This window comes from Actinotignum urinale DSM 15805 (assembly GCF_000420445.1).
GTDB classification, from domain to species: domain Bacteria; phylum Actinomycetota; class Actinomycetes; order Actinomycetales; family Actinomycetaceae; genus Actinotignum; species Actinotignum urinale.
In genome coordinates, this window is record NZ_ATUY01000011.1 from 29,566 (window position 1) to 51,362 (window position 21,797).

The window sequence follows — 21,797 nt, forward strand, 5'->3', positions numbered from 1 at the left end:
CGCAGAAATTGAGGATAGAAACTCATGGGAATTCGTAAGTACAAGCCGACGACTCCGGGTCGTCGCGGTGCAAGCGTAGCCGACTTCGCCGAGATTACTCGTTCAACTCCGGAGAAGTCCCTCCTACGCCCCCTTAAAAAGACGGGTGGTCGCGATAACCGTGGACGTATTTCAACACGTCACATCGGTGGTGGCCACAAGCGTCAGTATCGTCTCATCGACTTCCGTCGTTGGGATAAAGATGGCGTGCCGGCAAAGGTTGCTCATATCGAATATGATCCGAACCGTACCGCACGCATCGCTCTTCTTCACTTTGCAGATGGCGAGAAGCGTTACATCGTTGCTCCCCGTGGTGTGAAGCAAGGCGATCGTATTGAAACTGGTCCAAATGCGGATATTAAGCCGGGCAACAACTTGCCTTTGCGCAATATTCCGCTGGGTACAACAATCCACAACGTTGAACTTCGCCCGTTGGGTGGCGCAAAGATTGCGCGAAGCGCAGGCGTTTCAGTTCAGCTCGTTGCTCGCGAAGGAAAGTACGCTCAGTTGCGTATGCCCTCCGGCGAAATTCGTAACGTGGATGTTCGTTGCCGTGCAACAGTTGGTGAAGTCGGCAATGCCGAACAGTCCAACATTAACTGGGGTAAAGCAGGCCGTATGCGCTGGAAGGGCGTTCGCCCAACAGTCCGCGGTGTTGTTATGAACCCGATTGACCACCCGCACGGTGGTGGTGAAGGTAAGACCTCCGGTGGTCGCCATCCTGTCAGCCCCTGGGGTAAGAAGGAAGGCCGTACTCGCCGTCCGAACAAGGCTAGCGACAAGCTCATTGTGCGCCGTCGCAAGACCGGCAAGAAGCGCTAGGAGGATAGCTGATGCCACGCAGTTTGAAAAAGGGTCCTTTCGTCGACGAACACCTTATGAAGAAGGTCGACGAACAGAACGCAAAAAACACCAAGAATATCATCAAGACCTGGTCACGTCGGTCCGTTATTACGCCCGACTTCCTGGGTCACACCTTTGCCGTGCATGATGGCCGCAAGCATGTTCCGGTTTTCGTAACCGAATCCATGGTTGGCCACAAGCTCGGGGAGTTCGCCCCGACCCGCACATTCCGCGGGCATGTGAAGGACGACCGAAAGGGCCGTCGCCGCTAGGCGAGGCTCCGAGCAAGAAAGTAAGGCAGAACTATGGAAGCAAAGGCGCAGGCGCGCTTCGTGCGTGTGACGCCCATGAAGGCTCGCCGTGTCGTGGATGTTATCCGCGGTAAGCGTGCGGTAGATGCCCTCGATATACTGGAATTCGCGCCTCAGGGTGCAGCCGTTCCGGTTCGCAAGGTTTTAGAATCCGCTATCGCTAATGCCCGTTACGCTGCTGATGCAGCCGGTGAGCGTTTCGACGAAGCCGATCTTTTCGTTGGTGAATGCTACGCCGACGAAGGGCCGACAATGAAGCGTATTCGTCCCCGTGCACAGGGTCGCGCAGATCGCATTAACAAGCGCACGAGCCACATTACGGTTTTCGTTACGGACGAAAAGCCTAAGAATAAGTCCAAGAAGTTGAGGAGGGCCCGCTAGTGGGACAGAAAGTCAACCCTATTGGGTTCCGTCTCGGCATCACGACCAATTACCGCTCCAAGTGGTTTGCTGATTCCAATAAGGAAGGTAACCGCTACGCAGATTACGTAATTGAAGACGTTAAAATCCGCGAAATGATTGAAAAGATGCTTGAACGCGCAGGTATTTCTCGCGTCAACATCGAACGTCGCGCGGAACGCGTTGTTGTGGATATCCACACCGCACGTCCCGGTATCGTTATTGGTCGTCGTGGTACGGAAGCAGATCGCCTCCGTGCAGATCTCGAGAAGCTCACGGGTAAAGCCGTGCAGCTCAACATTCTCGAAGTAAAGAATCCTGAAGCTGATGCACAGCTTATCGCGCAGGGAATTGCTGAACAGCTTGCCTCCCGTGTGTCTTTCCGCCGTGCCATGCGTAAGGGTATCCAATCCGCTCAGCGTTCAGGTGCCAAGGGTATTCGTGTCCAGTGCTCCGGTCGTCTCGGGGGAGCAGAAATGTCCCGCTCTGAGTTCTACCGTGAAGGTCGCGTTCCCCTCCACACCCTGCGCGCAAACATCGACTACGGCTTCTATGAAGCACGTACCACCTTCGGCCGTATTGGCGTGAAGGTTTGGGTGTACCGTGGAGATGTGACGGATCAGGAATACTACCGTAGCTTGGTGGAAGCACCTCGCGGACGTGGACGCGGTGAACGCCGTGGCCGCCGTGGAAACGGTGGACGCGCCCGTCGCGGTCAAAATAACGCCCAGAAGAATGTAGCTGCCGAAGCTACAGCTGGAACGGAGGCATAAACAATGTTGATTCCTCGTCGTACAAAATGGCGTAAGCAACATCGTCCCGGCCGTCACGGCATGGCAAAGGGCGGAACAGAATTGGCTTTCGGTGAATACGGTATCCAGGCTCTCGAACCTGCATACATCACCAACCGCCAAATCGAAGCAGCTCGTATTGCTATGACTCGTCACGTCAAGCGTGGTGGAAAGATCTGGATCAATATTTTTCCAGATCGCCCCTTGACGAAGAAGGCACTCGGTGTTCGTATGGGTTCCGGTAAAGGCCCGGTTGAAACCTGGATTGCTAACATTAAGCCCGGACGTGTCATGTTTGAAATGTCTGGTGTTGACGAATCGCTTGCACGCGAAGCTATGAGCCGTGCCCAGCACAAGCTCCCGATTAAGACCCGTTTTATCACACGTGAGGAGGCTGAATAAGATGGCTAAGGGCCTAACACCCGCAGAACTGGACGCTATGACGAACCGTGAACTGGCGGAAAAGCTTGAAGAAGCCAAGAAGGAACAGTTCAACCTCCGCTTCTCCGCGGTAACACACCGTTTGGAAGATAGCGCGCGTCTAAAAGAAGTCCGTCGCGAGATTGCTCGCATTTACACCATCCAGCGTGAGCGCGATTTGAACATTCGCACCGCTCCTACCGCTCAGAAGTGAGGTTTAAATGAGCGAGAACGCAACAACAGAACGTAATCATCGCAGAACGCTTCGCGGTTACGTCGTCTCCGACAAGATGGATAAAACCGTCGTTGTTGAGGTCGAAGACCGCGTGAAGCACGGCCTTTACGGAAAGGTTATTACCCGTACCAAGAGGGTCAAGGCGCATGATGAAAACAACGAAGTACGCGTTGGCGATCTTGTCTCCATTATGGAAACAAGGCCGCTCTCCGCTACGAAGCACTTCCGAATCGTCGAGATTATCGAGAAGGCTAAGTAAAAAGTAGTACAGATAACTTTGCCACATCGAAAGATGTGGTAAAGTTTTCTGCTACGTGCGGCAAAAGCCGTATGACCCATTCGTTCGGCAAGGCTCGTTATTCGAGAACCGGCACGACAATAGGAGATAGAAACACATGATCCAGCAAGAGTCGCGGCTCAATGTTGCTGACAACACCGGTGCAAAGGAACTTCTCTGCATCCGTGTTCTTGGCGGCTCAGGCCGGCGCTACGCCGGAATTGGCGACACCTTCGTCGCCACCGTCAAGGACGCAATTCCTGGCGGCGCAGTAAAGAAAGGCGACGTCGTCAAGGCTGTCGTCGTTCGCGCCAAGAAGGAAACACGTCGCGCTGACGGTTCGTATATTAAATTTGATGAGAACGCAGCTGTCATTTTGAAGAACGACGGCGAACCTCGTGGCACCCGTATTTTTGGTCCGGTTGGTCGCGAACTGCGCGAAAAGCGCTTCATGCGTATCGTTTCATTGGCACCGGAGGTTATCTAAATGGCTAAGATCAAGAAAGATGACCTCGTTCAGGTAATCGCAGGTCGCGATAAGGGTATGCAGGGCCGTGTGCTCTCCGTCGACACCCGTCGTAACCGCGTCGTCGTTGAAGGTGTTCAGCGCGTGAAGAAGCACGTCCGTGCAGGACAGTCCTCCACCGCATCCGGTGGTATTGAAACCGTTGAAGCCCCCATTCACATTTCCAATGTTGCACTTGTCCATGATGGCAAGCCGATTCGCGTTGGTTACCGTGAAGAAGAAGTGGAACGCGATGGTCGTAAGAAGATTGTTCGCGTACGTATTGGCCGTCGCGGTGGGAAGGAGATCGAACTGTGAGCGAAACTCCACGTCTGAAGGTAAAGTACAAAGAGGACATCGTTCCCGCTTTGACCAAAGAGTTCAAGTATGCAAACCCCATGCAGGTTCCCGGCATCACCAAAATCGTCGTGAACATGGGTGTTGGTGACGCAGCTCGTGATTCCAAAATTCTTACCGGTGCTATTAACGATATGACCGTCATTACCGGTCAAAAGCCACAGGTTACCCGTGCACGTAAGTCCATTGCGCAGTTCAAACTTCGTGAAGGACAGGCAATCGGTTGCTTCGCCACACTTCGTGGCAACCGCATGTGGGAATTCCTTGATCGCCTCCTTGCAACAGCGCTTCCGCGTATTCGCGATTTCCGCGGTCTTTCCCCCAAGCAGTTCGACGGCAACGGCAACTACACCTTCGGCTTGACCGAACAAACAGTGTTCCATGAGATCGATCAGGACAAGATCGACCGCGTACGCGGTATGGACATCACCGTTGTAACCTCCGCCGGGAGCGACGACGAAGGGCGCGCTCTTCTCAAGCAACTCGGATTCCCCTTCAAGGAGGCCTAAATGGCGAAGACCGCTCTTAAACACAAAGCGACCCGCAAGCCGAAGTTTGCCGTGCGTGCATACACACGTTGCAACCGTTGCGGTCGTCCGCATTCCGTCTACCGCAAGTTCGGCCTATGCCGTATTTGCCTTCGCGAACTCGCCCTGCGTGGCGAACTTCCCGGAGTAAAGAAGTCCAGCTGGTAAACACTACGTCGCAGGTCCTTTGGAAACCGCGACGAGGAAGGGCAAAAGCCCAAAATGACAATGACTGACCCTATCGCAGACATGCTCACGCGTCTGCGTAACGCCAACTCGGCGTTCCATGAGTCGGTGTCTATGCCTTACTCAAAGATCAAATCACATATTGCAAAGATCTTGAAAGAAGAAGGCTACATCGCCTCTTTCGATGTTGAGGAAGCCAAGGTTGGCAAAAACCTAAAGCTCAACCTCAAGTATGGTTCAAACCGTGAACGTGCAATCGTGGGTGTACGCCGTATATCCAAGCCAGGTTTGCGTGTTTATGCAAAGTCCACTAATTTGCCTCGTGTTCTTGACGGCCTCGGAGTTGCTATTTTGTCAACATCCTCCGGCCTGATGACGGACCGCGAAGCTAAGGATAAGGGCGTTGGCGGGGAAGTCCTCGCTTACGTCTGGTAAAGGGAGGTAGAAAAATGTCACGTATTGGCAAGCTTCCCATCGCTATCCCGAATGGCGTGGACGTCAATGTTTCCGGTCAAGATGTGACCGTTAAGGGCCCCAAGGGCCAACTTTCACACACGGTTGTAGAACCTATTGCGGTTAAAGTTGAAGATAACCACGTTGTTCTTACCCGTCCGAACGACGAGCGAGTAGCGCGTTCCCTTCACGGACTTTCCCGCACTCTCGTTTACAACATGATTGTTGGAGTGACCGAAGGTTACACCAAGAACATGGAAATCATGGGCACAGGTTACCGTGTGCAGGCAAAAGGCACATCCCTCGAATTCGCTCTCGGATATTCACATCCGGTTGTTATCGATGCGCCTGAAGGAATTACCTTCGCGGTTGCAACACCAACCAAGTTCGCCGTCTCCGGTATTGATAAGCAGCTCGTTGGTGAAATCGCTGCACGTATCCGCAAGTTCCGTAAGCCCGAACCTTACAAGGGCAAGGGTATCAAGTACGCAGGCGAAGTTATTCGTCGCAAGGCTGGAAAGGCTGGTAAGTGATGGCTGTTACCGTCAAGGGCAAGGGCAAGAGTGTTGCTCGCACACGTCGCCACTTCCGTTTGCGCAAGCGTCTTTCCGGTACACCCGAACGTCCCCGTTTGGCTGTATTCCGTTCCAACCGCCACATCCAGGCTCAGGTTATCGACGACTTGGCAGGTCGCACCCTCGTTGCAGCCTCCACACTCGAAGCCGAATTGGTCAAGGCAGAAGGAACAAAGAAGGATCTTGCACGCAAGGTTGGCGAACTCATCGGTAAGCGCGCTAAGGATGCCGGAATCAACGCCGTGGTGTTTGACCGCGGTGGAAATAAGTACCATGGTCGAGTAGCTGCGGTTGCCGAAGGCGCCCGCGAAGCTGGACTCGATTTCTAATCGGCTGAGGAAAGGCAGAGGAAAATGGCTGCAGAGCAGCAGAATCCGGCCAGGAACGGCCGGTCTGAAAAGAACGAAGGTCGTCGCGGACGTCGCGACAACCGCAACAATGAAGAACGTAATACTCACATCGAACGTGTTATTACCATCAACCGCGTTGCCAAAACCACCAAGGGTGGACGCAACATGGCCTTCACGGCTCTCGTCGTGGTAGGAGATGGCCAGGGCATGGTTGGAGTCGGATACGGTAAGGCAAAAGAAGTTCCCGCCGCTATTGCTAAGGGAACGGAAGAAGCCAAGAAGAGCATGTTCCGTGTTCCCCGTATTGGCAACACCATTCCTCACGTTGTTCAAGGTGAAGATGCGGCTGGCGTTGTACTCCTTCGCCCGGCAGCTCCCGGTACCGGTGTTATCGCCGGTGGCCCGGTCCGTGCAGTTATGGAATGCGCAGGCGTCCAGGACGTTTTGTCCAAGTCGCTCGGCTCATCCAACGCAATCAATATTGTTCACGCAACAGTAGATGCTTTGAAGCAGCTCGAACAGCCTGAATCCGTTGCGGCACGCCGTGGTCTCCCGCTTGAACGGGTTGCTCCTGAACAGATGCTTCGCCATCGTGCAGAAGCTGAAGCTAAGGCACGTGAAGAAGCAACCGCTGAAGCAGAAAAGGCCGAAAATGAAGCCGCTGCAGCAGGAGTTGGTGCATAATGGCTCAGCTGAAGATTACACAGGTTAAAGGTCTGGTTGGCGCAAAGCAGAACCAGAAGGATACAATGCGTACACTCGGTCTTCGTAAGATTGGCCAGTCCACAGTACGTGAAGATACAAGTGTTGTGCGTGGAATGATTCGCACGGTTGCACATCTCGTGGATGTTGAGGAGGTTGACTAATGGCTGATAGCACAAAGGATTCAGTTCTCAAGATTCATGATCTTCGTCCGGCCCAGGGTTCCAACAAGGCAAAAACTCGCGTAGGACGCGGTAACGGTTCTAAGGGAACATCTGCTGGACGTGGACGCAAGGGAACGAAGAAGCGTAATAAGGTACCAGCATGGTTCGAAGGTGGCCAGATGCCACTTCACATGCGTTTGCCGAAGTTGCGTGGCTTCAAGAACCCCTTCCGCGTCGAATACCAGGTTGTTAACGTCGCTACAATCGAAAAGCTTTTCCCTGAAGGTGGTCAGGTCACGGTTGCTGACCTTGTCGCAAAGGGCGCGGTTCGCAAGAACGAACTCGTGAAGGTTCTCGGCACCGGTGACATCACCGTGAAGGTCGACGTTGAAGCTAACGCATGGTCCGCATCTGCTCAAACAAAGATTGAGGCAGCAGGCGGTACCATTACAAAAGTAATTTAGAAGTTACCAAAATGTTATCTAAAATGAGCGTTCACGCACATTTTATGAACTTCTAATGCATAGACAGCCCGCCCTCGATAATATAATCGGGGCGGGCTGTGTCTTTGACGCATCCGTACCTTTGTGTACCATATGCGTAGCGACATAATTATGCCAACACATTGTTTCTGACCAAAGAAACCCAATAACGGATGTATTCCGTTCAGGAGGAATCTTGATTAAGGCATTTGCAGCAGCGTTCCGAACACCGGATTTGCGGCGTAAGCTATTCTTCACCATGTTCATCATGGTTTTATACCGCTTGGGTAGTTACATTCCCGCACCTTTCGTGAGCCTGCCTAATATTCGAGAATGTACAGCACTTCGTTCCGATCAAGGCGATCTAGTTGCCATGCTCAACCTCTTCTCTGGTGGAGCGATGATGCATCTATCCGTTTTCGCTCTCGGGATTATGCCTTACATTACCGCCTCCATTATTATTCAGCTCTTACGCGTCGTCATTCCGCGTTTCCAAGAGCTACATAAGCAAGGTCAAAGCGGAACAGCAAAACTCACCGAATACACCCGTTATCTCACCATCGGACTCGGCTTGCTTCAAAGTTCAGTTGTTGTAGCAACCGCTAACTTCACTCTCTTCCATGGATGCCCTCACCCGGCAATCCCTGAGGCAACCCCGTGGCGCTATACATTGACAATCCTCACCATGACAGCCGGTACGGGCCTGATCATGTGGATGGCAGAACTCCTTACTGAACGTGGTGTCGGAAACGGTATGTCCATCCTTATCTTCACGGGCATTTGTGCAGGTTTCCCCTCAATGCTGGGAAGCATTCAGCAAGGTCAAGGCATTGCTATTCTGCTCTTCGTTATCGCAGTATTCGCCTTCATTACCCTCGTTGTTACATTCGTTGAACAATCGCAACGTAAGATTCCGGTACAGTATGCAAAGCGTATGATTGGCCGTCGTACCTACGGTGGTTCCACAACATACCTGCCCATCAAAATTAATATGGCAAATGTTATCCCGGTTATCTTCGCCTCCTCGATTCTCATGTTGCCACAGATGATCACATCATTCGCCAACCCTGAATCAAAGTGGGCAATCTGGATTCAACAACACTTCCAGCACAACGGCTGGCCTTATCTCGCAACCTACGGTTTGCTCACCTTTGCTTTCACATTCTTCTATGTCTCCATTTCCTTCGACACAGATGAAGTCGCAGATAACATGGCAAAGTACGGCGGTTTCATTCCAGGAATTCGTGCCGGGCGCGCAACAGCAGAGTATCTGCGCAGGGTGTCCAATCGCCTGACCTGGGTTGGCGCAACCTACTTGACAATCGTCGCCCTTATTCCGCTTCTCCTCTTTAACGCACTGGGTATTATCCAGTCAGGTTTCGGCGGAACCTCCATCATTATTCTTGTGGGCGTTGGTTTGCAAACAGTTAAGGACATTAACGCACAGTTGCAGCAGCGTCACTACGATAGTTTCCTTGGGGGAGTACGCTAAATTTTCCGGAAGGGCCGGGCATCACGCCCGGCTTTCTTTCGTTTCCATCGTTTCTATGCCAGTTGCCCTGAGTGCTTAGCCTACGGGTTTCCGGTTCTCACGATTTCTCAATGCACTCCGTGTTAAGGTAGACGACGGTTCCCCTCACGAAGTCTATAAGTTACAGTTTCTGCGTCTCGCGTCGAGAATAAGCAACGGCTTACATATCGCGTTAAGCAACGGCTTGTACGTTACGTAGAACGTAAGTAGCGAATTATACGTAGAGTAGAGAATAAATAACGGTTCGCGAAACAAGTAGTTTTAACACATACTTCGCACAATAATCAGAGCATTTACACATTCTTCACATAACAATCAGAGTATTAACAACACAACCTGAAAGGAAAAATGATGTCAGCACGTCTCATCATCGTTGGCCCCCCAGGAGCCGGTAAAGGAACCCAGGCAATGCGCATCGCCACCACCAACGGTGTTCCCGCAATTTCCACGGGAGATCTTTTCCGCGCTCACGCCAAAGCACAGGATGAATTGGGTAAGCTCGCCGCGTCTTACTCTGAAAAGGGTGAACTTGTTCCCGATTCCGTGACCAACAAAATGGTTGAGGAACGTTTAGCGCAAGCCGATGCACGCGAGGGATTCCTTCTCGACGGCTATCCGCGCAATCTTTCCCAGGTCGATGCTCTCGACGAGATCCTCAAGGGTGAAAAGATTGACGCCGTTATTGAACTCAAGGTGAACGACGACGTTGTTGTCCAGCGCCTCCTTGGACGCGCACTCGAACAGGGCCGTGCGGACGACACCGAGGACGTTATCCGTCGTCGTATTGAGCTTTACCACGAAACAACGAAACCCATTATTGATGCCTATGCCAAGCGTGGCGTCGTTCTCAGCATCGAGGGCGAGGGAACCATCGAAGAAATTGGTGACGCAATCGAAAAAGCGGTTGCGGAGTTTCTCGCACAATAACATTTCTAGAGACGCAACGTTAGGTTACGACGAACGGGTTGGTCTTCCACTAGCGTCTGTTTCGTGATCTAGTGTTGCGTCGAATAGCATCGAGAGAATCCACATTTTTCGCTGTGACGGATCCTCGCAACCCAAAAAGGAGCTAAGGTGAGCGGTATTACCTACAAAACTGATGAGCAAATTCTTGCCATGCGCGAGTCGGCGCTGATTGTGAACGATATTCACATTGCGTTGCGTGAGGAAGTGCGTCCAGGGGTGAGTACCGCCTACCTTGACCGCGTGGCAAAGCGCGTGCTCGATGATCACGGAGTTGTCTCTAATTTCTTGGGATACTACGGGTATCCCGCTAATACTTGTATTTCCGTGAATAATGTTGTGGTCCACGGGATTCCCAACGAGGAGACCATTCTCCAACCAGGTGACCTTGTGTCGATGGATTGCGGCGCGGTGAAAAACGGATGGCACGGAGATTCCGCGTTTTCCGTTGTGTTGCCGGGTGGCGACCCCGAGGTAACGAGGCGCCGCCAAAGGCTTTGCGACCTCACGGAAGAATCTATGTGGGTTGGTATTGCCGCAATGGCGACGAAAAAGTACGTGGGCGGAATCGGGCAGGCAATTGACGATTTCGTTTGCCGTCAAATCCCGGAGCCTGGAATCGTGGAAGATTTTACGGGGCATGGGATAGGGCGTTCCATGCATGAAGATCCGAACGTTTTTAACTACGCAACACGTGGGCGCGGCCCCAGGTTGAAACCCGGAATGGTGTTGTGCATCGAACCGATTCTTGTGGACGGACACCAGGAAAATTACACGCTTGATGATGAATGGACCGTTCTGAGCAAGGATGGAAGCGACGCTGCGCATTGGGAATCGCAGGTTGCGTTACATAAGGGTGGTATTTGGGTGTTGAATAAGCCCGATGGGGGAGCTGCGCAGTTGGCGACCTACGGTATTGAGGTGGCGCCCCTGGGTTAGCAACACCGCGCGGTGATTTCGTCACGATGTGCCGTATTGTTGTCAGGATGTTTCCGGTATCCTCATGTGGTGGTGACGAACCGTCGAGAATGGAATTGGGAAAAGCTCAAAACCGCATGTTACTGCGGTTGCGTGATAGATGCCACCGGCTTTTATCTTTTAGCTTTATTGCGTCTCGTGTAGTATAGAGAGTCGGTGCTTTGTTTGCGCATAGATTTGTGCGCCTCAAAGTTGCCTACTGTACCACACAATCCGGTGTGGTTCACCACTTTAAAGCGAGGATCATGGCGAAAAAAGACGGCGTCATCGAAGTCGAAGGAAGCGTTATCGAAGCGCTTCCCAATGCGATGTTTAAGGTCGAACTGGAAAATGGGCACGAAGTTTTGGCTCATATTTCAGGCAAGATGCGTCAGCATTATATTCGTATTCTGCCCGAGGATCGTGTTGTTGTGGAGCTCACGCCCTACGACTTGAACCGCGGACGAATTGTCTACCGCTACAAGTGATAAGTAGTAAACGCTCAACCGTCTGGGGGAGTGTTCACATATCAGTGGCATAACTGTGTGCCACGGAGGAAAGAAAATACATGAAGGTCAAGCCTAGCGTTAAGCGCATTTGCGATAACTGCAAGGTCATTCGCCGCCACGGTCGCGTGATGGTCATCTGCAGCAATCCGCGCCACAAGCAGCGTCAGGGTTAATATAACCAACCTTGCGCACCAGCACTGTTAGCCGGTGAAAACTGGCAACCCCCGGTCCGGAGGCCGGGGCACACGAATAGAGAGCGTGTGAACAGCAGTGCCCGACACCTCCGGCCGATCATAAGGGAGCTAAGAAATTGGCACGTCTCTCCGGCGTTGATCTCCCCCGCGAAAAGCGGATTGAGATTGCGCTTACATACATTTTTGGAATTGGTCGCACACGCGCCCATGAAACCTTGGCAGCAACCGGGGTTAACCCCGATACCCGCGTCAAGGATCTGACCGAAGAAGATTTGGTCAAGATGAAGCACCATATCGACGAAAACTACAAGGTTGAAGGTGATCTTCGCCGTGAAATCCAGGCCGATATTCGACGCAAGGTTGAAATTGGTTGCTACCAAGGCCTGCGCCATCGTCGCGGTCTTCCGGTTCACGGTCAGCGCACAAAGACGAACGCACGTACCCGTAAGGGCCCGAAGCGCACTGTTGCCGGTAAGAAGAAGTAGACCTTAGGTAGTTAGGAAAAGGAAAAGATATGGCTCGTCAGAATCAGTCTGGTGCTCGTCGCCCTCGTCGCCCGCAGCGCCGCAATATTACTCAAGGTCAGGCACACATTAAGTCCACCTTCAACAACACAATCGTATCCATTACCGATCCGACAGGTGCCGTTATTGCACAGGCTTCCTCCGGTCAGGTTGGTTTCAAGGGTTCACGTAAGTCCACTCCTTATGCCGCTCAGCTTGCCGCCGAAAACGCTGCACGCCAGGCAATGGAACAGGGCATGAAGAAGGTTGATGTTTTCGTTAAAGGACCCGGTAGTGGCCGTGAAACCGCTATCCGTTCCCTGACCGCTTCAGGACTTGAAGTAACATCCATCTCCGACGTTACACCCCAGGCTTATAACGGGTGCCGTCCGCCCAAGCGTCGTCGCGTATAACGACGCTAACGCGCACAAGCGCAACAGATAATACAAACCTATATAGCGAAACCCTCGTAGAGGTGTAACGAGTTTTATCGGTTGTACGTATTATGCGGGCCTCCCGCACCCCTCGTGACTAGACAGAGAGTCACAAGGATTCATATTTTGCACACTTCATATAGCGGTGGTGTGCTGAAAGGAAAAGATCGTGCTTATCGCACAGCGTCCCGTTCTCAACGAGGTAAAACTTTCCGACCTGCGTTCACGCTTCATTCTTGAACCGTTGGAACCCGGTTTTGGCTACACATTGGGTAATTCCCTTCGTCGTACATTGCTTTCATCCATCCCGGGTGCGGCAGTGACCTCTATCCGCATTGATGGCGTTCTCCACGAGTTCTCCACAGTTACCGGTGTGAAAGAAGATGTTTCGGAAATTATCCTCAACCTGAAAGAACTTGTTGTTACTTCCGAAAACGATGAACCGGTTCTTATGTACCTTCGCAAGCAGGGTCCAGGTGAAGTGACGGCTGCAGATATTACGCCTCCCGCAGGTGTAGAGATTCTCAACCCGGAACTTCATATCGCAACCTTGAATGACAAGGGCAAACTTGAAATCGACCTTTCGGTTGAACGTGGCCGTGGTTATGTTTCCGCTGCTCTGAACAAGGGTGATAATGATGAAATCGGCCGTATTCCGATTGATTCCATCTACTCCCCGGTGCTCAAAGTTTCCTACAAGGTCGAAGCAACCCGTGTTGAACAGCGTACAGATTTCGATCGCCTCGTGGTCGATGTTGAAACGAAGCCTTCTATTACTCCGCGAGATGCTATTGCTTCCGCAGGTAAAACACTCGTTGAACTCTTCAGCCTCGCTGTTGATTTGAACGAGGAAGCAGAAGGCATTGAGATTGGTCCGGCGCCCGTCGTCGAACAGCGTTCATCTGATTTGCAGCGCCCCATCACCATTCTCAACCTCCCTGCACGTTCTCAGAACTGCCTCCAACGCGAAGGCATCCACACCATTGGCGAACTCATTCTTCGCTCTGAAGCTGATCTTCTTGATATCCGCAACTTTGGTGCAAAGTCCATTGATGATGTCAAGGAAGAACTTGCCAAGATGGACTTGAGCTTGAAGGATTCAGGTACCAGCTACATGGGTGGTTACGACGACTATATGCAGTTCAGCTACGATCTTTAAGCCTGACGAAGAAAATTTCTAGGAGATAAACATGCCTCAGCCCAAGAAGGGCGCGCGCCTCGGTGGAAGCGTGGCGCATCAGCGCAAGATTCTTGCAAACCTCTGCAAGGATCTCATTCACAACAAGTCCATTAAGACAACAGAAGCGAAAGCTAAAGCTGTTCGTCCTCATATCGAGAAGCTCATCACGAAAGCAAAGCGTGGGGATACCCACAACCGTCGCATGGCTCTCAAGGTTCTGGGCGATCGCGAAACCGCATACATTCTTTTCGAAGAACTTGCACCTCTTTTTGAAGGGCGCGAAGGCGGATACACACGCATCGTAAAGGTTGGCAACCGCCGTGGGGATAACACCCCGATGGCAGTGATTTCCCTCGTTACGGAAAAGGTTAACCCGAAGCCGAAGGCGAAGAAGGAAGACAAGGTTGTGGAACCTGCAGAATCTGCTGATTCACCCGAATCGCCTGATTCGCCTGAATCGCCCGAGTCTGCAGATTCGGTAGATTCCGCAGAATCAGCACCGTCTGCTGAATCGGCAAAGTAAGCAGGATTAGCAGAATAAGCTGGGTTAGCACAGTAAGCTGAATCGGCTGAAAAAAGTCCATGAGGTAGAACCTCAAATATTTTGGGTGGGAGTTGGAAAATCCAGCTCCCACCCATCATGTATGTGGCCTGTTTTTCAGGCTGATTTAACGAACCATATCCCAAATACGTACCCCACCACTCAAACCTGCCGCATTGGGGATGAACTCCACATCACCCAAAAATCGCGGGCGAACAGATTCCGGAATATACGCCGCGTTTCCTCCACCGATATACAACTTATCCCAACGAATAACGGGGAAAAGACTGTTCACAGCCTTGAGCACCCGCCTGCTCCACGCCACATCTCCTAAACGAACGCGCTCAAGTTCGCCAATAACGTCGTCGAACGTTAAACCCCACTTAAACGGTGCGTGGGAAAACTCCATGTGAGGGCTGAACACCCCGTTATCGACCACCGCGCTACCAAGCCCGGTTCCAAAAGTGAGCACAAGTTCGAGGCCCTCGCCGCTCACAGTTCCAGCGGCGGCAACTTCCGCATCGTTCATGACGAGTGAGGGCACGCCGAAGGAATCCTCCATAAGTTGTTGTACGTTCAATCCCGTCCACCCCTCCTGCATGGCGGGGTTAAGGCGCGTGTGTGGTCCATGTTCACGGATATAGTGGGGTGTGTAGACGCAGATTCCGTGCCTAATCATTCCCGGCATTCCCACGGTCATGCGGTGGAATGTTGTGTTGTCCTCCTTGCTGACGTAATCGCGGATAATCTTCACAAGGTTTTCAGGGGAAAACGGGTAGGCGACGGGGGTTCGGCGTGCGTGTCCGATAACGTGCCCTGAAGAATCGAGGATGCATACTTTGATTCCGCCACCTCCGCAATCAACCGCCAATGTGCATAATTCGGGTGTATCGTGGGAAACTTGTGTCATGACACAAACGGTAGCGCATAATACTCGACTTCGCCTAGACCTTTCCTATGACGGTACGAATTTTCACGGTTGGGCGGCCCAGCCGGGGCTGCGAACCGTGGAGGGGACGTTGGGCGAGGCGCTCGCGGTGGTGTTGCAACGCGCGGTTCCTATCACGGTTGCTGGACGCACTGACGCGGGGGTGCATGCGCGCGGGCAGGTTGCGCATATTGATGTTGCGTCGAAGGAGTTGGTGCGGGTTGCAGGGCGTTTTACGGGCGCACCCACCGAGGCTCTACGTTCGCGCGTGAATAAGCTGCTTTCGCGCGAGGCGGGTGGGCCGGTGCGTTCCAGCGACGTGGTTATCCATGAGGTGAGTGTGGTAGACGCGGATTTTGATGCCCGTTTTTCTGCGCTTTCTCGCGAATATACGTACCGCATTGCGACCCGTGATTTTGATCCGTTGCGTCGCCACGATGTTTTATGGTTGGATGCGGAGCTGAATGTGCCACTGATGAACGCTGCCGCCCAGCTTCTTGTTGGGGAACATGATTTTTTGTCCTTCTGCAAACCTCGCGAAGGTGCGACGACGATTCGCGAACTATTAGATCTGCGAGTGGTGGAAGAATCCACCACGGGACTAACATGTATTCATGCGAAGGCGGACGCGTTTTGTCATTCCATGGTAAGAACGTTGGTCGGGTCGCTTTTGCGTGTTGGAACGGGGAAGCGGTCCTGGCAGTGGCCGGCCGTGCGTTTAGAGGAGCGGAGCCGCACCGGTGAAGTGGTGATTGCGCCCCCACATCCTTTGACTTTGGAGAAAGTGAATTATCCGGCAGAAAGCGAGTGGGGTGCTCGCGCAGCCCAGGCGCGTCACATGAGGGGTGAAGGGTAGACGGATTCGTGGCGCACGCATCAGGTTCGTCACGCTAGAGCGCACGGTTCGTAATTCGTCGTCGAACATAAAAAACGGGTGGAAGCTCATGGGGTAAGAAATTGGGGTAAAGAAACAATGGATAAACGCCGAGACATGCACGGAACAACAGGGCGTATCTCAACGAGGGCGGATCATCGCTGGCCGGTTCCGGCGAAACAACCCGTGTATGAGCAGCGGCCACTCGTGAAGCGTCGCCGATTTTTCCCCCTCTACGCAATTTTTTCTACGCTTTTTATAGGTCTTGCCATGGCGTATAGTCTGTGGCTTGCGGGGCTACTTCTTGTACGGGGGATTCCGGGTGATCCGTGGTGGTGGCTCCACATTATTGCGTTTTGGGTAATCGGATCCTATGTTGCCTTTCCGCGTCTCCACCAGATTTTTAGCCTCCTTTACGTGCCGAATTACTTTATTGGGCGCACGAAAACGGTTGATGGGGTGCTTGGTGACCCGGTGAATATTGCCTGGGTAGGCGACGCGGAGGATATTCATGCGGTGATGCACAAGGCGGGGTGGTCTCTTGCGGATCCGGTGTCTCTCAGTTCCTCGTGGAAAATCGTGGTTTCGTCGCTGTTTCGTCGCTCCTACCCGAATGCGCCCGTGTCGGATCTGTATCTTTTTGGGCGCAAACAGGATTTTGCCTACCAAATCGAGGTGGGCGGGAACGCAAACCGGCGCCACCATATTCGTTTTTGGCGATGCCCGGAGGATTGGCGCCTTCCTGGCGGGGCGCGTGTTACCTGGTTGGCTGCGGCAACCTTTGACCGGAGCGTGGGCCTTTCCATTTTTACGGGGCAGGTTACCCATAAAGTCGATCCCTACGTGGATGCCGAACGCGATTTTGTTATCGGCACCGTGCGTTACGGCTACCCAGAATCACAGGTTTTCCTTCTGAAACATTACTTTGACGCCTACCATTCGCGTAACGGAGGAGGCGATGAGTTCCATACCGACGGCGATTTACCTATTCTCGACGTCAGTGGCGCGTGCCAAGCACTCGAATTCGATATGGAAAAAAGTGTCCCCAATCGTCTATCTGGTGGCCAAATAATCCGTGATACTGTGCGAGGAAAACTGAGCGCAACAGATGCGGTAAAAGAAGCGACTCACCACGCCACGCCTCCTATCTCGCTTTCTATCATTTTCGCCCTCATGTGCTACGGTTTGGTGATTGGTATTGTGGACGCAGAAAATTCGCAGGAGATGTGGGTGGGTGTTCTGCTTCAGCTTTGTTTTATGATGATTCTTACCGGTATTTCCTTGCGTTCGCGTTTCTGTTGGGTTGTGTTCTTGATTGTGGAGTCTACGTCAACGTGTATTAATCTCATTGTGGCGAGTTCCAGCCGCTTGGAAAATCTTGTTCCTGCGGGGATTTCTGTGCTTATTGTTCTTATTGTGACGGCACCGAAAGTTCGTTATTGGATTACGGAGAAGAAGGGCGAACCGCGAGTCAAGTTGGCTCCACTTCCCATGTAGTGTAACGTGACGTCACGGTGTTAAACACGGTTCAAGGTCTCCCACCTCTTTTGTGGTGGCAACGCAGTTGGGTGTGGATATTTTTTGTCGACGACGAATGTGGCGTCCTTTTCCTCACCGTGTTCGGTGTGTTTCGCTAGTGTTGTTGTGGGGTGAAGAACGGTTTCCGTCGTCGTCGGTGTTATCACTCACAACAACGGAAAATTTTTGACGTGACCGTAAGTAATCAGTATTATTGGTAGATGTTGTGAATGCTGTCTGCATGGCGCCCTTCCCACTCGCCGTGCCAGCGCTCAGCAAATTTGTACTTTAACCATGTGGTTTTGGGTGCCCTTGAAGGGGTCGATCAACCAAAACCCAATCGAGATATGAAGGTTACGCACGTGCGCACATATTCTCCTAAGCCCGCCGATATCGAGCCGAAGTGGTATATCGTTGATGCCTCGGACCTCGTTTTAGGGCGTATGGCAGCTCAGGTTGCCAACCTGCTCCGTGGGAAGCATAAGCCCACCTATGCTCCGCACATCGATACCGGTGATTACGTTATCGTTGTGAACGCAGCAAAGGTAGCGCTTACGGGCGCTAAAGCCCAGCAGAAGATGGCCTACCATCACTCCGGTTACCCGGGTGGCTTGAAGGCAACGTCATATGCTGAATTGTTGGCGACGCAGCCCGAAAAGGCCATTATGAAAGCTGTGAAGGGAATGCTTCCTCACAATAAGCTTGGTCGCCAGCAACTTAAGAAATTGCGAGTATTCGCGGGATCTGAGCATCCACATGTGGCTCAGAAACCTGAACCTTACACGTTGAAGAAGATCGCTCAGTAGCGAGAACTTCACATCACTGCTTTTTTTCGGAACAGGATTCAATTAATGTCAGAAAACACTCTCGACGTCCAGGTTGGCGAGGAGTTCGACGGTTCCTACACGACGGAAACCGAAGCTCCGAAAACCGGCCGGGGCGTGTCAGCTACAGCTCCGGGCCAGGCGCTCGGTCGCCGCAAGGAGGCCATTGCCCGCGTCCGTCTCATCCCCGGTTCAGGGGAATGGAAGATTAATGGTCGCGAACTCGACGATTACTTCCCGAATAAGATTCACCAGCAGTTGGTGAACTCACCTTTCGCCCTTCTTGATCTTGAAGGTCGTTTCGATGTGGTTGCCATCATCAACGGTGGCGGAAGCTCTGGCCAGGCCGGTGCTTTGCGTATGGGTATTGCTCGTGCCCTCAACAACATTGACCGCGACGCAAACCGTCCCGCATTGAAGAAGTCTGGTTTCCTTACACGCGATGCCCGTAAGGTGGAACGCAAGAAGGCCGGTTTGAAGAAGGCGCGTAAGGCTTCGCAGTTCTCCAAGCGTTAAGCTCGTCGAATAGTGCAGGATTACCTGCAACTTTACTTATTCTCCAGGGATGTGATGAATAGAAAAATTCATCGCATCCCTGGAGATTTTTATTTAATAAAAAACGACGAAGATTCTGATGCGAAACAAAAATCGTAAGCGGATTCGATTTTCTCATGTACGTTCGATTGCCGTCTTGCAATATCTAGTTAAATATTATTATGGGACTTTCTGTCCACTTCGCCAGATGCTCTACCAGCATCGAGGAATGAGCCTGACAAGATGTATCAAAGCGTTTTTCTGGTATTGCTACATGCACAGTCCTGATCCATTACCGGAAGCATAAATCCTGAAGGTCATTCCCGCCGATGCCTTAATCGAACAGGTCTACCAACAAACACGAGATGCTCCGCAAACCCAAGACCTACCCCAATGGGGTGACAAAATCACCTGGGGTGACATGCGCCACACAATCCCTGGATCAACAAATGGGACTAAGGCCATGACTGTGCTAAGCTATAGATTAGTCCAGTTAATAATAAAAAATGCTTTCCAATATTTCGGGTAGTGTTACAGGTATTGATTGGATTTATTTTAGTATTCAATTTAAGGAGTATGTATAGTGACTAACCAACTGAAAAATAAGGGGGGGGGTATGTGGCGTAGAGCGCAAAAAGCTATTGTTAGTTCGGGTGTTGCATTAGCTATGCTGATGACTGGCACTGGTTCTGCCTTCGCTACGATGTCCACTACTCACGCTAGGTACGGAGGTAATCCTGCCGTCAAACCTGCACCAGCTGGTGTGCGTAGCGCACAACCAGATCAAAACGATCCCAAGTGGACGGTAGATGAAAATGGGAACGTCGATGCTGATGCTATCGCTTCGGGGTTAATTACAACAGGTGACTGGTTCTCTGATGCGCAAATTAAGGCTAACGATGTTATTTCTGGGCGCGTTGCTATTCGTGAACCCGTGCCAGATGCCTCCTTGAGTGCTATCTATGATGGCTTCTCAGGGCTTGAATCTAAGCAGCCCGTTCATATCTACTTGCAGTGGATCGATGCAGATGGTGCAGTTTCCCCAATTTACAAGACTGAAGCTCATGATATGAAATTGGGAGCTAAGGGTACTAATGGCCCGGGTATTTACGCATTTAAGTTGCCTATTTGGACTGATGCTAATGGTAAAGAACATCGGTTCCTAACCCTTGCCACCCAAAAGTACAGAATTTGGTCGGAACCGGGTGTGAACTCCACGGACAATAATAAAATTGTTCCGTTCCGCACTGCCCCAGGGCAGGTTCCTTATGTATTTGATACAGGTTCGGGTTCTGGTCTGGGAGAATTCCCGGGGGCTGTGGGAACCAACGGCAATATGCAGAAGACTGGCGTGTGGATGCACGAATTCGATTCGGATAATGTGCTGAAAGCTCAGACTGTCACCGAGGATAAACTTGGTCCGACCAAATATGCGGCGGGTGCTAATTACGATCCGAACTACTTCAAGACCATCTCAGGAGTCGTGTGGCACGAACGCGGTAATTTGCGCCAGCTCATTACTAATATCGAAGACAGCATTGGTGATGTGACGGCAGGCGGTTATAAGGTCTTCGCAACGGTTTTGACGCCGGACGGCGCGCGTGCTAACGCAGAGATCCAAAAACTACCAGCCTCGCTGTGGGCAAAAAAAACCAAGGAAATGCTTCAGCAGCATCCGGAATACATTCGCGGAACATGGTCTGCTGTGGTTCAGAATAATACTGGTGCGTATACCATTCGTATTCCTAACAACATCACAGACGGTTACGGCGGTGCAAAATGGTGGAATAACATGTACATGTGGGTTGAAGATCCCGAAGGCAATCGTATTCCCATGATGAGCACCTACAACCAGCCTGTATTTGTTAAACCTGATCAAGGCGGATTCTGGGCACCTCAGGCAAAACCGGAGTTTAACGGTGCTGGCTTGATTAACAGGCCCTACGAAACTTGGTATAACGTCAATTTTGCCCTAACTCCTAATAGAGAAGCGCGGATTGACATTACTAACTTCAATACAACGGACAAACCAGCTACTCCAGGTGATAAAGCTGTGGCTGTTATCAATGGTGACTTCACTCCGGTTAAGAAGGAAGTTGTTTGGCGTGGTCCTTCAGGGGAAGAACTCAAGCGCTGTACCGTTGAATTAACCTCCAATCTGAAGGAATGTAAGAACTTTACAGTTCCTGACGATGCAAAACCAGGCTCCATCTATCAAGTACAACTGTTGTCGAATGGACAGCCGATTTCTTCGGATTCTTTCATTGTTATGAATCTACCTAAACTGGGTGAAGTTCCGGAAGTGAAAGGCAAAGCAGGTGAAGCTATCACTCCGATTTACGTACCGGTCCTAAAATCTGATCTGGGACAAGATTTCAAGTGCTCTCTTGAAGGTGTTCCCGAAGGCCTGGTAACTACTTACGTTGAAGGAAAAGGTTGCGAAATCTCTGGCACGCCCAAGAATCCAACTCTTGACGAAAACGGCAATGTTGTGGCAAAGGATTTCAAGGTAAAGCTTGAATTCAAGCCTAAAGGTAAGCCAGATGCACAGCCACTGTTCAGCGAGTCCGCTGGTAAGGCCACCATCGAGAAGGCAGCCGATGCTGATGGTGATGGTGTTCCTGATGTGACGGATAAGTGTCCGGGTACTGCTGAGGGTGAGAAGGTTGATGAGAACGGTTGTTCGTTGAA

General features: G+C 51.8%; 31 protein-coding genes and 1 pseudogene. 31 read left to right on the top strand and 1 reads right to left on the bottom strand.

Annotated features, from left to right (window positions below; all coding sequences use genetic code 11):
• The first annotated feature begins 24 nt into the window (after nucleotides 1–24).
• From rplB to rplQ, 26 genes are all read left to right on the top strand, one after another.
• Nucleotides 25–861, top strand: coding sequence for a 50S ribosomal protein L2 (rplB, locus tag G445_RS0107650; RefSeq protein ID WP_022866952.1), 837 nt, complete (start codon nucleotides 25–27; stop codon nucleotides 859–861).
• Between the two features lie 11 nt (nucleotides 862–872).
• Complete coding sequence (gene rpsS, locus G445_RS0107655; protein ID WP_022866953.1) at nucleotides 873–1,154, top strand: 30S ribosomal protein S19; 282 nt, start codon at nucleotides 873–875, stop codon at nucleotides 1,152–1,154.
• Nucleotides 1,155–1,187: 33 nt separating this feature from the next.
• Nucleotides 1,188–1,574, top strand: a complete 387-nt coding sequence (gene rplV, locus G445_RS0107660; protein WP_022866954.1) for a 50S ribosomal protein L22 — start codon at nucleotides 1,188–1,190, stop codon at nucleotides 1,572–1,574.
• On the top strand, nucleotides 1,574–2,365 hold the full coding sequence (gene rpsC / locus G445_RS0107665) for a 30S ribosomal protein S3 (protein WP_022866955.1): 792 nt from the start codon (nucleotides 1,574–1,576) through the stop codon (nucleotides 2,363–2,365). The genes rplV and rpsC overlap by 1 nt, the downstream gene beginning before the upstream one ends.
• Before the next feature lie 3 nt (nucleotides 2,366–2,368).
• Entirely contained in the window at nucleotides 2,369–2,785 is a 417-nt protein-coding gene (gene rplP, locus G445_RS0107670) for a 50S ribosomal protein L16 (protein WP_022866956.1), read from the top strand.
• A gap of 1 nt (nucleotide 2,786) precedes the next feature.
• Nucleotides 2,787–3,017: a 50S ribosomal protein L29 gene (gene rpmC / locus G445_RS0107675; protein ID WP_022866957.1), complete on the top strand. Its 231-nt coding sequence runs from the start codon at nucleotides 2,787–2,789 to the stop codon at nucleotides 3,015–3,017.
• A 7-nt stretch (nucleotides 3,018–3,024) separates the two neighbouring features.
• Nucleotides 3,025–3,297, top strand: coding sequence for a 30S ribosomal protein S17 (rpsQ, locus tag G445_RS0107680; RefSeq protein ID WP_022866958.1), 273 nt, complete (start codon nucleotides 3,025–3,027; stop codon nucleotides 3,295–3,297).
• Nucleotides 3,298–3,433: 136 nt separating this feature from the next.
• Nucleotides 3,434–3,802, top strand: a complete 369-nt coding sequence (gene rplN / locus G445_RS0107685) for a 50S ribosomal protein L14 (RefSeq protein ID WP_022866959.1) — start codon at nucleotides 3,434–3,436, stop codon at nucleotides 3,800–3,802.
• Nucleotides 3,803–4,138, top strand: a complete 336-nt coding sequence (gene rplX / locus G445_RS0107690; RefSeq protein ID WP_022866960.1) for a 50S ribosomal protein L24 — start codon at nucleotides 3,803–3,805, stop codon at nucleotides 4,136–4,138. It begins immediately after the preceding gene.
• The gene (gene rplE / locus G445_RS0107695; RefSeq protein WP_022866961.1) at nucleotides 4,135–4,686 is read left to right on the top strand and encodes a 50S ribosomal protein L5; all 552 of its coding nucleotides are present in this window, start codon (nucleotides 4,135–4,137) and stop codon (nucleotides 4,684–4,686) included. The genes rplX and rplE overlap by 4 nt, the downstream gene beginning before the upstream one ends.
• Complete coding sequence (locus G445_RS0107700) at nucleotides 4,687–4,872, top strand: type Z 30S ribosomal protein S14 (protein ID WP_022866962.1); 186 nt, start codon at nucleotides 4,687–4,689, stop codon at nucleotides 4,870–4,872.
• Nucleotides 4,873–4,926: 54 nt separating this feature from the next.
• The gene (gene rpsH / locus G445_RS0107705; RefSeq protein WP_022866963.1) at nucleotides 4,927–5,325 is read left to right on the top strand and encodes a 30S ribosomal protein S8; all 399 of its coding nucleotides are present in this window, start codon (nucleotides 4,927–4,929) and stop codon (nucleotides 5,323–5,325) included.
• Nucleotides 5,326–5,339: 14 nt separating this feature from the next.
• Entirely contained in the window at nucleotides 5,340–5,876 is a 537-nt protein-coding gene (rplF, locus tag G445_RS0107710) for a 50S ribosomal protein L6 (RefSeq protein ID WP_022866964.1), read from the top strand.
• Nucleotides 5,876–6,247, top strand: a complete 372-nt coding sequence (gene rplR / locus G445_RS0107715; protein WP_022866965.1) for a 50S ribosomal protein L18 — start codon at nucleotides 5,876–5,878, stop codon at nucleotides 6,245–6,247. Before rplF ends, rplR begins: the two co-directional genes overlap by 1 nt.
• Before the next feature lie 24 nt (nucleotides 6,248–6,271).
• Complete coding sequence (gene rpsE, locus G445_RS0107720) at nucleotides 6,272–6,952, top strand: 30S ribosomal protein S5 (protein ID WP_022866966.1); 681 nt, start codon at nucleotides 6,272–6,274, stop codon at nucleotides 6,950–6,952.
• Complete coding sequence (rpmD, locus tag G445_RS0107725) at nucleotides 6,952–7,134, top strand: 50S ribosomal protein L30 (protein ID WP_022866967.1); 183 nt, start codon at nucleotides 6,952–6,954, stop codon at nucleotides 7,132–7,134. The genes rpsE and rpmD overlap by 1 nt, the downstream gene beginning before the upstream one ends.
• On the top strand, nucleotides 7,134–7,598 hold the full coding sequence (rplO, locus tag G445_RS0107730) for a 50S ribosomal protein L15 (protein WP_022866968.1): 465 nt from the start codon (nucleotides 7,134–7,136) through the stop codon (nucleotides 7,596–7,598). Before rpmD ends, rplO begins: the two co-directional genes overlap by 1 nt.
• 214 nt (nucleotides 7,599–7,812) lie before the next feature.
• Nucleotides 7,813–9,108: a preprotein translocase subunit SecY gene (gene secY, locus G445_RS0107735; RefSeq protein ID WP_022866969.1), complete on the top strand. Its 1,296-nt coding sequence runs from the start codon at nucleotides 7,813–7,815 to the stop codon at nucleotides 9,106–9,108.
• A gap of 390 nt (nucleotides 9,109–9,498) precedes the next feature.
• Nucleotides 9,499–10,074, top strand: a complete 576-nt coding sequence (locus G445_RS0107740; RefSeq protein ID WP_022866970.1) for an adenylate kinase — start codon at nucleotides 9,499–9,501, stop codon at nucleotides 10,072–10,074.
• A gap of 147 nt (nucleotides 10,075–10,221) precedes the next feature.
• A complete protein-coding gene (gene map / locus G445_RS0107745) occupies nucleotides 10,222–11,049 on the top strand; it encodes a type I methionyl aminopeptidase (protein WP_022866971.1) in 828 nt (275 codons plus the stop codon).
• Nucleotides 11,050–11,333: 284 nt separating this feature from the next.
• Nucleotides 11,334–11,555: a translation initiation factor IF-1 gene (gene infA, locus G445_RS0107750; RefSeq protein ID WP_016443080.1), complete on the top strand. Its 222-nt coding sequence runs from the start codon at nucleotides 11,334–11,336 to the stop codon at nucleotides 11,553–11,555.
• 80 nt (nucleotides 11,556–11,635) lie between these two features.
• Nucleotides 11,636–11,749 carry a 50S ribosomal protein L36 gene (rpmJ, locus tag G445_RS11260; protein WP_084676530.1) on the top strand — a complete coding sequence of 38 codons (114 nt, stop codon included), beginning with the start codon at nucleotides 11,636–11,638 and terminating at the stop codon, nucleotides 11,747–11,749.
• Between the two features lie 137 nt (nucleotides 11,750–11,886).
• Nucleotides 11,887–12,255, top strand: coding sequence for a 30S ribosomal protein S13 (gene rpsM, locus G445_RS0107755; RefSeq protein ID WP_022866972.1), 369 nt, complete (start codon nucleotides 11,887–11,889; stop codon nucleotides 12,253–12,255).
• 29 nt (nucleotides 12,256–12,284) lie between these two features.
• On the top strand, nucleotides 12,285–12,686 hold the full coding sequence (gene rpsK, locus G445_RS0107760; RefSeq protein WP_022866973.1) for a 30S ribosomal protein S11: 402 nt from the start codon (nucleotides 12,285–12,287) through the stop codon (nucleotides 12,684–12,686).
• 190 nt (nucleotides 12,687–12,876) lie between these two features.
• The gene (locus G445_RS0107765) at nucleotides 12,877–13,866 is read left to right on the top strand and encodes a DNA-directed RNA polymerase subunit alpha (RefSeq protein ID WP_022866974.1); all 990 of its coding nucleotides are present in this window, start codon (nucleotides 12,877–12,879) and stop codon (nucleotides 13,864–13,866) included.
• A gap of 31 nt (nucleotides 13,867–13,897) precedes the next feature.
• Nucleotides 13,898–14,410, top strand: a complete 513-nt coding sequence (gene rplQ, locus G445_RS0107770) for a 50S ribosomal protein L17 (protein WP_022866975.1) — start codon at nucleotides 13,898–13,900, stop codon at nucleotides 14,408–14,410.
• Nucleotides 14,411–14,555: 145 nt separating this feature from the next.
• Here the strand turns inward: rplQ and G445_RS0107775 are convergent, their stop codons facing one another.
• Nucleotides 14,556–15,338 (bottom strand): ROK family protein, encoded by a 783-nt coding sequence (locus G445_RS0107775; protein WP_022866976.1) that lies wholly within the window; start codon nucleotides 15,336–15,338, stop codon nucleotides 14,556–14,558.
• Between G445_RS0107775 and truA the strand changes: the two genes are divergently transcribed.
• The 5 genes and pseudogenes from truA to G445_RS0107800 form a co-directional block, all read left to right on the top strand.
• Complete coding sequence (gene truA / locus G445_RS0107780; protein WP_022866977.1) at nucleotides 15,337–16,212, top strand: tRNA pseudouridine(38-40) synthase TruA; 876 nt, start codon at nucleotides 15,337–15,339, stop codon at nucleotides 16,210–16,212. The genes G445_RS0107775 and truA overlap by 2 nt on opposite strands.
• Before the next feature lie 117 nt (nucleotides 16,213–16,329).
• A complete protein-coding gene (locus G445_RS10350) occupies nucleotides 16,330–17,727 on the top strand; it encodes an LssY C-terminal domain-containing protein (protein ID WP_022866978.1) in 1,398 nt (465 codons plus the stop codon).
• 383 nt (nucleotides 17,728–18,110) lie between these two features.
• Entirely contained in the window at nucleotides 18,111–18,554 is a 444-nt protein-coding gene (gene rplM / locus G445_RS0107790) for a 50S ribosomal protein L13 (RefSeq protein WP_026421048.1), read from the top strand.
• A 45-nt stretch (nucleotides 18,555–18,599) separates the two neighbouring features.
• A complete protein-coding gene (gene rpsI, locus G445_RS0107795; protein WP_022866980.1) occupies nucleotides 18,600–19,088 on the top strand; it encodes a 30S ribosomal protein S9 in 489 nt (162 codons plus the stop codon).
• Between the two features lie 601 nt (nucleotides 19,089–19,689).
• Nucleotides 19,690–21,797, top strand: a pseudogene (locus G445_RS0107800) (hypothetical protein); the annotation flags it as partial.